The 12,059-nt window shown below is 37.3% G+C and carries 11 protein-coding genes; 8 read left to right on the top strand and 3 right to left on the bottom strand.

What is annotated here, in order from left to right; all coding sequences use genetic code 11:
- The first annotated feature begins 54 nt into the window (after positions 1-54).
- Together C9J31_RS20960 and C9J31_RS20955 are read left to right on the top strand one after the other, a co-directional pair.
- Complete coding sequence (locus C9J31_RS20960; protein ID WP_107951389.1) at positions 55-2,283, top strand: YcdB/YcdC domain-containing protein; 2,229 nt, start codon at positions 55-57, stop codon at positions 2,281-2,283.
- A gap of 124 nt (positions 2,284-2,407) precedes the next feature.
- The gene (locus tag C9J31_RS20955; protein ID WP_107925516.1) at positions 2,408-2,875 is read left to right on the top strand and encodes a YusW family protein; all 468 of its coding nucleotides are present in this window, start codon (positions 2,408-2,410) and stop codon (positions 2,873-2,875) included.
- Between the two features lie 123 nt (positions 2,876-2,998).
- On the opposite strand, the gene C9J31_RS20950 is transcribed toward C9J31_RS20955, so the two are convergent.
- Complete coding sequence (locus tag C9J31_RS20950; protein ID WP_420798452.1) at positions 2,999-4,972, bottom strand: catalase; 1,974 nt, start codon at positions 4,970-4,972, stop codon at positions 2,999-3,001.
- A gap of 185 nt (positions 4,973-5,157) precedes the next feature.
- On the opposite strand from C9J31_RS20950, the gene C9J31_RS20945 reads away from it, so the two are divergent.
- From C9J31_RS20945 to C9J31_RS20920, 6 genes are all read left to right on the top strand, one after another.
- Entirely contained in the window at positions 5,158-5,592 is a 435-nt protein-coding gene (locus C9J31_RS20945) for a MarR family winged helix-turn-helix transcriptional regulator (protein WP_107925520.1), read from the top strand.
- Positions 5,593-5,644: 52 nt separating this feature from the next.
- Positions 5,645-6,628, top strand: coding sequence for a ring-cleaving dioxygenase (locus C9J31_RS20940; RefSeq protein WP_107951391.1), 984 nt, complete (start codon positions 5,645-5,647; stop codon positions 6,626-6,628).
- A gap of 26 nt (positions 6,629-6,654) precedes the next feature.
- On the top strand, positions 6,655-7,272 hold the full coding sequence (locus tag C9J31_RS20935) for a nitroreductase family protein (RefSeq protein ID WP_107951392.1): 618 nt from the start codon (positions 6,655-6,657) through the stop codon (positions 7,270-7,272).
- Between the two features lie 62 nt (positions 7,273-7,334).
- Positions 7,335-7,877, top strand: coding sequence for an NADPH-dependent FMN reductase (locus C9J31_RS20930; protein WP_054768351.1), 543 nt, complete (start codon positions 7,335-7,337; stop codon positions 7,875-7,877).
- Positions 7,878-8,007: 130 nt separating this feature from the next.
- On the top strand, positions 8,008-9,405 hold the full coding sequence (locus tag C9J31_RS20925) for a HAMP domain-containing sensor histidine kinase (protein ID WP_107951393.1): 1,398 nt from the start codon (positions 8,008-8,010) through the stop codon (positions 9,403-9,405).
- Complete coding sequence (locus C9J31_RS20920; protein ID WP_107951394.1) at positions 9,380-10,066, top strand: response regulator transcription factor; 687 nt, start codon at positions 9,380-9,382, stop codon at positions 10,064-10,066. Before C9J31_RS20925 ends, C9J31_RS20920 begins: the two co-directional genes overlap by 26 nt.
- 496 nt (positions 10,067-10,562) lie before the next feature.
- Here C9J31_RS20920 and C9J31_RS20915 read toward each other — a convergent pair whose 3' ends face one another.
- Both C9J31_RS20915 and C9J31_RS20910 read right to left on the bottom strand, forming a co-directional pair.
- Entirely contained in the window at positions 10,563-11,135 is a 573-nt protein-coding gene (locus C9J31_RS20915) for a YdhK family protein (protein WP_107951395.1), read from the bottom strand.
- 171 nt (positions 11,136-11,306) lie between these two features.
- Complete coding sequence (locus C9J31_RS20910) at positions 11,307-11,903, bottom strand: biotin transporter BioY (RefSeq protein WP_107951396.1); 597 nt, start codon at positions 11,901-11,903, stop codon at positions 11,307-11,309.
- Positions 11,904-12,059: the final 156 nt, after the last annotated feature.

Genomic DNA, 12,059 nt, shown 5'->3' with positions numbered 1-12,059 from the left:
AATTTTGGTAATGTAGTATATAATTATGGTAAATAGTATTTTAGGAGGGATATTTTGGGTAAATTTAAAAAGTTAGGAATTATTCTAACGTCTACTGCATTTTCTGTTGGTGTGCTTTCACCAATTGCACAAGCTTCTGCAAATGGAAAGGAATCACCAGAGAGAATTGAGATTCAAGTAGCTTCAACGGAGACAAATGTTACAAAAAGCACGCTTATTAAGCAATTGCGTACAATATTTCCCGATAAGTTTAATTTCGTAACAGATAATGATTTTCAAACGGGACGTGGACATTTCTTTAGAGATGATACGACAATTCGTTACGAATTAAGCTTCTACAAAACAATCAATGGTAAAGATGTTTATGGTAGTTTTACCTTTAAGGGAGACGATTTAGAATTAGAAAATTTCCATTATCAACCTGCTAATATAGCGGATGCTGTGTACCCTGCAAAGTATTCAGAGGCTGAGGCACAAAAAATTGCACAGGATTTCCTAAACAAATTCCCGAATACGGCGAGCTACAAACTGAGAGATGATGGCTTCGGTTTTGGCTATGATATTAATATAAATAGACCGTTATCACAGCCCATTTCTTACTCGTTCGTTTATTCGCCAACACATAGTGGTGTGCCGATTAGCGATCAGCAAGTCTCTATTGATGTGCTAGGTAATGGAGAAATTACTGGTATGTATCGTAATACAGAGTCTATTACTAAGGCCACATTCGATGGTTTAGAACAGAAAAAAAATGAGGCAGATATACTGGCACAAGTTCGTGATAATTTGGCAGTAGAACTACGTTACTTTATTGATTATAACTATCAAACAGGCGACCGTAATGTAAAACTTGTCTATATGCCAGCTTCAGGTTTCAACGGCGTACATGCTTTAACAGGTCAGTGGCAAACAGCAAATGGCTTCTCTTCAAATGTGCCAAAGACGAAAAGCGTAGAAAAGCTTTCATCACAACCACTTGCACCGAGAAAGAGTGGCATGACGATTGCAGAAGTTGAAGAATTTGCAAAATCTTTCTTGAAAATCGATCCTGACAAAGCAAAGCTACAGATTGAAATGGTTGATGAAAGAGAAAATGAAAATGGCGAGACTATTTACTCTGTAGGTTATTCGTACATGTATGATAATGGTGGTTCAGGTTCATCATTTGAAATTAATAAAGCAACAGGTGAAATTTTACAGTACCATGATATACGTAGAGAATTCACAAAGACAGATGATAAAGAAACTACTATTTCTAAGGATGCAGCATTGGCGAAGGCTATCGAATACTTAAAGGAATGGGCGCCATCCTATGTGCATGAATATTCGAAACCAATTGATGATGTTGTATTAGATCAATATAGTAAACAATATCACTTCTCCTTCCCACGTGTTGTAAATGGTATTGCAGTTGTTGGCGATGAATTGTATGTAACGATTGGTGCAGATGGTTCATTAGGTTCTTTATCGATTAATCAGCAAAAGATTGAGAATTGGCCAACTGCAAGCAAGGCTATTGCAGCTGATAAAGCCAAAGCTTCCTATAGTGAGGCACTTAAGTTACAGCTCCAATATGCTAAGCAAGATAGTGAGGATAAACAGCACTTTAATTTAGTGTATTCCCCAACTTTTGGTGGTAATTTATTCAATCAAATTGATGCCATTACTGGAGAATGGCTAAATAGTATAGAAGAATCAAAAGAACAACCAGTAATTTCTCACCCAACTGCTGCTGATGAGTTGAATTACTTATTGAACCAAAATGTGTTAGAAGTTAAAGATCCAGCGAGCTTTAATGCGGATACAGCCGTGACAAAGGGAGAGGCATTGAAAATTATGCTGAAATCTATGACATATGGCTACTTTGGTTCATATGGTGAAGAGGGAGGTAAGCAATCCTTCAATAACATAGATAGTAAACATCCATTGTATGCAATAGTTGAACAAGCTGTAACTATGGGCATTTTACAACCAGCTGAGCAATTTGCAGTTGATGCAACATTGACTCGTCAAGAGCTTGCAGAATGGTATATCCGTGCATTACGTTTAGAAAATGCTGCAAAGCATAGCGATATTTATAAGTTAAACTTTGCTGATGCAGGCACTATCGATCCAAAGTACGCTGGCTTTGTAGCTTTAACAAGTGCAATGGGGTTAATTGATGCGCAGCAAAATAACTTTAATGCTACTGAAAAAGTGACATATGCTGATTTAGCAGTTTCTACAATTCGCTTAGCACGTGCACTGCACGACAACAATAGTAGTCGTAATTACTATTATTAATGTAACTTTATGCACTAGATGAATACGGTTTAGCTGAAAGGGCGTCCCCTCATTTGAGGAGATGCTCTTTTAGGTTTGTTTGCTCTCTATTTGGGAATAATAATGATAGAAAGGAGTGTGTGTGATGGGAAGTTTTAAGTTTTTATTAGCAGCGCTATTACTAGCAGGAGTGCTGTATGGTTGTAATAAGGATGAGGTGAAAAATGTACCAGCTAATGCTCCTACTGAGCAAAATACTACGCAACAAGTGAATGAAAATGCCACTGAGCTAACGGAGTTTAACTTTCTAGAGTTTTCATTGGATGTTGATTATTCTGCAACAGAGTCTTATGAAGTAGAATTCGAAAATAAAAAATCGGGCATCGAAGCAAAGTTAAAGGATGATCGAAACAATGAAAAGCTTCAAGGTGATGAGGCTTATACAAAGTTAGAGCCATTATTTAAACAGTTAACATTTGATTCGACAACACCCAATGATAAAGTGATTGAACAGGTAATTTCAGTGTTTGGCATTGCAGACGATTTTCAATCCATTGAAGTCGAAGTGGAGTTTGCTGATGGCACAGAAAAGGAATTTAAACAAATAAAGTAAATAAAGAAAATGTTCCTTATGCATAAATCTGTATAGGGGACTTTTTCTTTTTTTACTTTTTTAAAGGATACGTAAAGTAAGAGCCAGCCACCGCTTACTTGCGGGTAACTGGCTCTCTGTTTATTAACGAACCCAATGACGATGCTTTGCTAATGCTTGCATAAAGGACTCTGGTGAATTCGTAACACCGTTTTTATTCGCTATTGCTTGCAAATATGAGACATTTTCGGTATAGCCTATTGTTTTAGAATGATCAAAGGCTTCTTGTATAAAATGTAGTGCTTTATTTTGATCATTAGCATCTGCAAAAGGTGTAGTAACATAAACACCGTCATATAACACGGAAGTCGCCGTAGCAAATGTTTGGTTAATTTCGTGATGTTGATACATCCCTTGTTTCGTACTTATAAGTTCAACAATAATATGTTCTTTCGTTAAAGAAGTCAATATTTCATCTAAATTGTGGGCGGAGTTTTCAGATACGAGAATCGCGACCTTACGTGTTTTCACACTATCTACAGAATTTAGCTCTTGGCTAACTGCTGGAGATGTTTGCTGAATGTTGGGTACTTCTACTTTTTGCGGAAGAGCCAAACCAACATTTTCTGCTAGATTAGTGGCAAGTGTGTGACTTACATGGGCAAACATATCAACTACCTGTCTACGTATAGTTTTATTTTTTACTTTACCTACTTCAAAGCTAAAGGCATCTATAATATGTTTTTTCTCAATATCGGTCATACTGAGCCAGAAAAGTCTTGCTTGTGAAAAATGGTCTTTAAAGCTGTCGCTACGGGCACGTACTTTATGTCCATCCACCTTTTCTTCATAATGGGCATAACCACCTTCTTCTACTGGGACAGGCCGAGGCGTGTTATTAGCTAACGAATTTTTATGATAGCTAACTTGTCCAACGTTTATGGTTTGGCGACCATAGCCATCACGCTGATTATTATGGAAAGGGCAGGTAGGTTTATTTATAGGGATTTCATGGAAGTTTGGACCACCAAGTCTTATCAACTGTGTGTCTGTATAAGAGAATAAACGACCTTGTAGCAAAGGATCATTTGAGAAATCAATACCTGGTACTACATGGCCAACATGAAATGCTGCTTGTTCTGTTTCAGCGAAGAAATTATCAACGTTTTTGTTGAGCGTCATTTTTCCAAGAATACGCACAGGTACTTCTTCTTCTGGCCATAACTTTGTAGCATCAAGTATATCGAAACTAAAGTTAAATTCATCTTCCTCAGGGATAAGCTGTACACCTAGCTCGTATTCCGGATAGTCCCCTCGTTCTATTGCTTCCCATAAATCTCGACGGTGAAAATCAGGATCTTTACCTGCAATAATTTGTGCTTCATCCCACACAAGAGATTTAATGCCTAATAGCGGTTTCCAATGAAATTTTACAAAATGGGCTTTGCCTTCTTTATTGATAAATCGATACGTATTAACACCGAAGCCCTCCATCATGCGGTAACTTCGTGGTATTGAACGATCTGACATATGCCACATGACCATATGCGCAGACTCTTGATTATTAGCGATAAAATCCCAGAATGTATCATGGGCACTTTGCGCTTGTGGAATTTCATTATTTGGTTCTGGCTTTACTGCGTGAATAAAATCAGGGAATTTAATGGCATCTTGGATGAAAAATACGGGAATATTATTACCGACTAAATCATAATTGCCTTCTTGCGTATAAAATTTTGTTGCAAAACCACGTGCATCACGTACAGTATCTGCAGAACCCCTAGAGCCTGCCACTGTTGAAAAACGAACAAATACAGGTGTTTTTGTGCCTTTGCCATTTAAAAACTGTGCTTTGGTAATATCACTCGCACATTCATATGTTTCAAAAGTGCCATGTGCAGCTGAGCCACGAGCATGGACTACTCTTTCAGGAATACGTTCATGATCAAAATGGGTCATTTTTTCACGGAAATGAAAATCTTCCAGTAGGGTAGGACCACGATCCCCTGCTTTCAGGGAATGTTCGTCTTCTGCCATTTTTAATCCTTGATTGGTTGTTAAAGCTTGTCCTTCATCACTTACTCGGAATGCTTCTAACTGCTGTTGTTTGTTATTCATTTCTTTTACCAATGTAGAATCCTCCTTTATAAGTTTCAATTATCTTCTACCCGCGAGGAAATTTAGCAAACATATTGTAGAAAGTATAAGAGAAGGTAAATTGGTTGATGTTTGGTAATTTATATGTTATTATTATCTCGAATTAAAGATATTAAAATTCGAGATAAATGAAGAGAGGGAGTCGTATGAAGGAAGACAATCGTAATCTAAAAGCATTTACGGTCATGTTCCGAGCTTATCAAGCAGTGCAAGATGCGACAAAGAAGGATTTACTTCAATATGACTTAAATCAAACAGAGTTTGGGGTGCTTGAGTTTTTGTACCATTATGGCGAACAGCCGATTCAAGTCATTGGCAAGAAAATATTAATAGCTAGCAGTAGTATTACCTATGTTATTGATAAACTTGAGCAGAAAGGCTTTGTTGCTCGTCGTGCATGTCCAAGGGATCGTCGCGTCACCTATGCATTATTAACATATGAAGGACAGATATTGATAGATAGAATTTTTCCGCAGCATGAGCAGATTATAAATGAAATTTTTGAAGTATTAGATCAACATGAAGTGGAAACAATGACCCTGTTACTAAAAAAAGTTGGCCTTAACGCCGCTAAAAAATAAATTTTTTTACACACATATCTCGAAATCGAGATAAATAGGAGGAGTTAATAGTATGAATCATTTAAAAGGTATTCACCATGTTACAGCAATTACAAGTAGTGCCGAAGAAAATTACAAATTTTTTACGTATGTATTAGGTATGCGTTTAGTAAAGAAAACTGTCAATCAGGATGATATTCAAACGTATCATTTATTTTTTGCAGATGATAAAGGTAGTGCAGGTACAGATATGACATTATTTGACTTCCCAAATATTCCAAAAGGTGTCCATGGAACAAATGAAATATCAAAAACATCTTTCCGAGTGCCAACTGATGTAGCATTAGATTATTGGCTAAAACGATTCGATAGACTGAAAGTTAAGCATACAGGCATTAAAGAGCAATTTGGTAAGCGAACATTATCTTTTGTTGATTTTGATGACCAACAATACCAACTTATTTCTGATGAAAACAACACAGGTGTAGTATCAGGCACACCGTGGCAAGCTGGTCCGATTCCACTTGAATATGCCATTACAGGCTTAGGTCCAGTATTTGTGCGTGTTGCTGATTTTAAATATTTTAAAGAAATGCTTGAAAAAGTAATGCTCTTCACAGAGATTGCAGAAGAAGGTGACTACCACTTGTTCGAGGTTGGCGAGGGCGGTAACGGTGCGCAAATTGTTGTAGAATATAACACTGTATTACCAGAAGCACGTCAAGGCTTTGGGACAGTACACCATGCTGCCTTCCGTGTCGCAGATCGTGCCGTTTTAGATGAATGGACAGAACGTCTAGAGGGTTTTGGCTTCCATACATCTGGTTATGTAAACCGTCACTTCTTTGAATCTCTTTATGCGCGCGTTGCACCACAAATCTTATTTGAATGGGCAACAGATGGACCAGGTTTTATGGGCGACGAGCCATACGAAACACTAGGTGAAAAATTGTCATTGCCACCTTTCTTAGAACCTAAACGTGCACAAATTGAAGGGCTAGTACGTCCAATTGATACTGTAAGAAGCACGATTTCATTCGATAAAGAATATGAATGAAGATTTTATATTTGGGGGTCGTATAAGTGGAATTTACAAAGCTAATTGACAAACGTCGTTCGGCAAACAATTTTATCCAAGGGGTTCACATGACCGAGGATGATATTCGTCCAATTTTAGAGGATGTAAAGCTTGCGCCATCAGCATTTAATTTACAGCATGCAGAATATATCATTGTATTGGATGAGGAAATGAAAGAAAAAGTACGCGAGGCGGCATTTGGTCAATATAAGGTGCATTCAGCTTCAGGCGTCATTTTAGTATTAGGAGATAAAGAAGCCTATAAACAAACGGCCCATATTAGCCAAGGGATGGTTGATTTAGGTATTATTACTGATTATGAACTAGAAAGTCTCATTAATGATAATACGAATTTTTATGAGGAACGTGGCGATGATTTTATGAAGGAGGATGCGATTCGAAATGCGTCTCTTTCAGCTATGTTATTCATGTTGGCTGCAAAAAATCGTGGCTGGGATACATGTCCGATGATTGGTTTTGATCAAGAAAAAATGCGTGCTTTGTTCAATGTGCCTGAAACACATGAAATTGCCCTAATGATTACAATCGGCAAAGAAAAAGAAAGTAGTCGTCGCTTACGTGGCTATCGTAAACCAGTGGAAGAATTTGCAACTTATTATTAGTGCGGTATAAAATAAAATAGCTTAACAAATAATAAAAGTAATGTAAATATAGGAGGAACATCATGAAAGTAGTAGCAATCGTAGGTAGTATCCGTAAAGAATCATATAATATGCAATTAGCAAAATTTATTCAGAAACGTTATACAGAAAAACTAGAGCTTGAAGTATTAAGCTTACGTGATTTACCTATGTACGACCAAGATATTGAAAACGAAGCACCACAAACTGTTTTAGATTTTAAAGCAAAAGTAAAAGCGGCAGATGCAGTCCTTTGGGTAACACCGGAATATAACGGTACAGTACCGGGTGTTATGGTGAATGCGATTGACTGGTTATCTCGTGTAGACAAAGTAATGATTGGCAAACCATCCTTCATAATGGGTGCTTCTATGGGTAACTTAGGTACTGTCAAAGCACAATTACATTTACGTGATATTTTATTCTCACCAGGCATAAACTCACCATTATTTGGTGGTAATGATGTATATATTGGGGCTGTACACACAAAATTTGATGCCGAAGGCAATTTAACAGATGCAGGTACTGTTCAATTCCTTGACCAAGTTATCGAAAACTTCTTAAACTGGATGCCAAAATACGTTTAAAATAAAAGGATGATTTCTCTTAATGAGAATCATCTTTTTTATTTAAATAAAGACTATGTAATTGTTTCTGCATGAAATCTTCAAACTTTAACGTTATAATTTTATGAAATTCAAACTATGGCGGTAAGCGATGAGTAAACTTTCACTAAAGCTTGGTATTATTTTTTTTGTCACATTATTTTGCATTGAGTCGTTCATGATGTTTTTTTTACATGTTTCTCTAACCAATTCAAGGGTTGAGGAAGAACTAGATAGTTTACAAGCAAGAGGGAATTCACATAGAGCAATATTAGAACAAAATTTCGATTTGGAAACACTTTCTCATGTAGCATTAATGGAATCAGAAGCAAGGACGGATGTAGTTATAACTGATAAGGATGGGAAAGTACTGGCCAATTCGCAATTCCACCCTGAAACGGAAGATTACTTCACGAATTTAAAGAAATCGATTCCTTACATGGGACTTATTTTAGAAGATAATTGGGAAAGAGAGGCCTTCATAGCCACAATCAGCCCGATTCAAAAAGACCAAACAACGATTGGTTATGTCTTTATGTTTCAAAACACTGAGTCAATCCACGCTTTAATGGAGCGACTAAATAAGCATTTTTTAATAGTTGGGATTGTCTCTGGATTGGTAACCATCATTATCATTATTATATTATCTAGGAAACTTGCTTATCCGTTAATTCAAATGAAAGAAGCTACCCTGAAACTGAGTAAAGGTGACTTTACAGTAGCTCTAAATACAAACGGCCAAGACGAGCTCAGTGATTTATCCAATGCGATTCAGAAATTATCAGAGGAATTAAATCACTTGAGACAGGAAAGAAAAGATTTTCTATCCAGTATAGCGCATGAGCTAAGAACGCCTTTAACATTCATTAAGGGCTATACCGACATCCTCTATAAACGTGATTTAACGGAAGAAGCTCAACATCAGTATTTAGCAATCATTATAGAAGAAACCAATCGGCTTGCTCGTTTAATACGAGACTTATTCGATTTAGCAAAGATGGATGAAAACTCCTTTATCGTAACGAAGGAACCTCTTGATATGACCGAGTTTTTCGCAAATATTGAGGTGAAACTTAGTCCAGCTTTTCAGGAAAAACAGATACATTTTACAGTGCAATGTGAAGAAAGGTTAACTTTAATGGCCGATTCTTCAAGGCTTGAACAAATTATTATGAATTTACTAAATAATGCTTTGGCCTATTGTGCTGCTGGTGATACAACAACCGTAACTGTTAAACGACTCAACCAAACATTACGAATACAAATTGAAGATACGGGAAGAGGCATTCCTAAGATAGACCTTCCATTTATTTTTGATCGTTTTTATAGGGTAGAAAAATCACGTACCCGTGCGTTAGGAGGTTCAGGTATCGGCCTTGCTATTGTTAAAGAGCTCGTACATGCACACGGTGGAGAAGTCACAGTTCATAGTGTAGAAACCAAGGGAACTACTTTTGAATTATTGTTTAAGGGAGTAGGAACGAATGACAACAATCTTATTAATCGATGATGAACCGAGAATGCTGGACTTATTAGCACTCTATCTAGAGCCTAGCTTTCATTGTATTACAATGTCTGCTGTCCACCAGGCGTTATGCTATTTAGAAGAACAACATGTGGATTTAGTATTGCTGGATATCATGATGCCAGAAATGGACGGCTGGCAAGTATGTCAGGAAATTAGGAAGTATTGGGATGTACCGATTATTATGCTAACAGCAAAAGGGGAACAGGCTGATGTTGTAAAAGGTTTAAATCTTGGGGCAGATGACTACATTCTAAAACCTTTCGACGAGGAAGAATTACTTGCACGTATACATGCAGTATTAAGAAGAACTAAACCTGTGGGTCATGAAATAATATTTGAGGGATTACGGTTAAATAAAGAGTCCTTTGAAGTGCATTTTCAACAGGAAGAAATTTCTTTAACACCAAAAGAGTTTTCTATGATAGCATTATTTCTTGAATACCAAAATAAGGTATTTTCTAGAGAGCATCTAATAAATACCGTGTGGGGATTTAATGTCTCGATTGAAGATCGAACAATTGATTCGCATGTGCGTAATTTGCGTGAGAAATTAAGAAAAAACGGTTTTCCAGCCGATAATTACTTGCAAACCGTGTGGGGAATCGGCTACAAATGGCAAAAATCCATTGATTCAGACGGTTGAGGACAAATAAGGCAGACTGAAACCACTAAATAAAAGTATGTTTGCTTTCATGACTACAGAAAATCTTAGAATCATAGCTAAAAGTAAAAATAATATGTTTAAAGTATCCATTTTTTGATGAAAGCTAAAAAACGCGTAGACTCCTAACGAATCGTATTTGCAACAGGAGCAGTCATTTGCGACGATAGCATGAGTGAACGTAGCGACAGGAGTAAGAAAAGCAAGAGCATGAGACAAGTGCAGGGAGCGACAAGTGGCACGAAGACTAAAGTCGTCACGTTCTATGACAACGCCTTCGTGACCAACATCCTATTGTTGACGTTCCACTTTCGCACATAAAACACATTTGTGGCTGACGTTTCACTTTCGCACATAAAACACATTTGTTGCCCCGGTGCAGCTCATGCCTTGCCCACGGAAAGCGAAGCGAATTTTTACCATATAGAAAAGGGGATTTTATTGTTTGAAGGACTTTTTAGACAGCCCCTACATCTTTTTATTTTTTTGTGAGTTCCTCTTCAGTAACCCATTTGTGATTTTTTACTACATCATTATTGGTTGTTGAAACATAATCAATCATATAAACCGTTGTTTGCTGTGCCTCATCGATACGTACTGTTGCATTTTCCATGCCCTCCATATGGGATGCATCCGTTTTTACTTCTGTTCCAGGTGCTAATGGTGCGCTCCCGGGATTGAATAATTCCTCATGAATGACCCATTTGTGATTCTCCACGCGTTGGCCGCCTGTAGTAGGTTCATACGAAATAATGTAAGCAGTTGTATCATAAGCACCAACAATCGTTGCTTCTGCTCCTTTCATACCTTCCATATGTCCATCCTTAATAATAGCCGTGCTACCAACCGGATACATTGGGTTTTCTGCATTTTTCAAAGTTGCTGGTACTTCACCAGAACTGGAATGATTCATCGAAGAATGATCCATTTCAGTATGCTGTTCAGCAGGGGCGTCTTTTTCTGTATCTGCTACTTCTTTAGAGCATGCGGATAATGCCAAAACAGCAACTACCGTTAGTAAGCCTCCATGCCAAATTCTTGGTCTTTTCATATCCAATTCCTCCTTCTTCATTTGCTATAAATGTAGCAAATAAATGTGCAGAAACTATGGATGAAGGCAGTTGCCTTTACAGACATAAGATACCCATGGTCATATCTATACTAAAAAAAAACTCCGCTCATAAGCTAAAGAAGCGGCGTTTTTATCGATATAGGCTTCGGATTATTTTACAGGAAAAATCCGAAGCACTTTTTGTACACGATATGCGAAAATACCAGCGAATACTGCTAAGATCATATCCTTTGGTAACGGAGGCATCATCCAAAGCCAGGCTATTTTGTAAGTGAAACCTTCAGGTGCACTAGCCCATAGCTTGTAAGCAAAATACATCCAATTTGTACCCAGAAAATAATTAATACATGTAGCAATTAGAGCAGCTATGACATAGCTCTTCTTCGTAGCGCTTTTTTCAATTATAAGCCCTGCTATAAAGGCTACTAAAATAAAGGTTAGGATAAAGCCAAATGTAGGGCTTAAGATTTGTCCAAAGCCTCCACCGAAACGGGCAAATACAGGTGCCCCGGCTAAACCAATCAACATATAGACGGTACAGGCAAGTGCCCCTTTTCTACTACCGAGAATAAGTCCTGCTAAAATAGCAAAAAACGTTTGTAAAGTGATAGGTAAGCTACCAACTACCATGAAAGGTGCAAAGGAAGTAATATTGGCACCAACCATCATTAATGTGGAAAATAAGCCGATGTACGCAAGATCGAATGTTGTTAATTTGTGTTGTGAATGTTGTGCTACTGTTGTCATAATTTCACCCCAATTTAGTAAAGTTGATAGTGATATTTTAAGAAAATAAAAACTTTGTGTCAACTTTATATTTTATTAAGTTAACACAACTGCTGTTAATAAGTTAGAAAATTCATAGCCTAAATATGTCAAAAAGAAAAAATATGTATAGACTAC

It is taken from the genome of Lysinibacillus parviboronicapiens, assembly GCF_003049605.2.
Classification (GTDB): Bacteria; Bacillota; Bacilli; order Bacillales_A; family Planococcaceae; genus Lysinibacillus; species Lysinibacillus parviboronicapiens.
The sequence above is the reverse complement of the archived record's forward strand: the minus strand, read 5'-3'. Positions and strand labels throughout refer to the sequence as shown.

Excerpts from the sequence above, each read along its gene's own strand:
- C9J31_RS20920 (WP_107951394.1), top strand. The coding sequence starts at position 9,380 with ATGACAACAATCTTATTAATCGATGATGAACCGAGAATGCTGGACTTA.
- C9J31_RS20955 (WP_107925516.1), top strand. The coding sequence starts at position 2,408 with ATGGGAAGTTTTAAGTTTTTATTAGCAGCGCTATTACTAGCAGGAGTG.
- C9J31_RS20925 (WP_107951393.1), top strand. The coding sequence starts at position 8,008 with ATGAGTAAACTTTCACTAAAGCTTGGTATTATTTTTTTTGTCACATTA.
- C9J31_RS20945 (WP_107925520.1), top strand. The coding sequence starts at position 5,158 with ATGAAGGAAGACAATCGTAATCTAAAAGCATTTACGGTCATGTTCCGA.
- C9J31_RS20930 (WP_054768351.1), top strand. The coding sequence starts at position 7,335 with ATGAAAGTAGTAGCAATCGTAGGTAGTATCCGTAAAGAATCATATAAT.
- C9J31_RS20950 (WP_420798452.1), bottom strand. The coding sequence starts at position 4,972 with ATGAATAACAAACAACAGCAGTTAGAAGCATTCCGAGTAAGTGATGAA.
- C9J31_RS20940 (WP_107951391.1), top strand. The coding sequence starts at position 5,645 with ATGAATCATTTAAAAGGTATTCACCATGTTACAGCAATTACAAGTAGT.
- C9J31_RS20910 (WP_107951396.1), bottom strand. The coding sequence starts at position 11,903 with ATGACAACAGTAGCACAACATTCACAACACAAATTAACAACATTCGAT.
- C9J31_RS20915 (WP_107951395.1), bottom strand. The coding sequence starts at position 11,135 with ATGAAAAGACCAAGAATTTGGCATGGAGGCTTACTAACGGTAGTTGCT.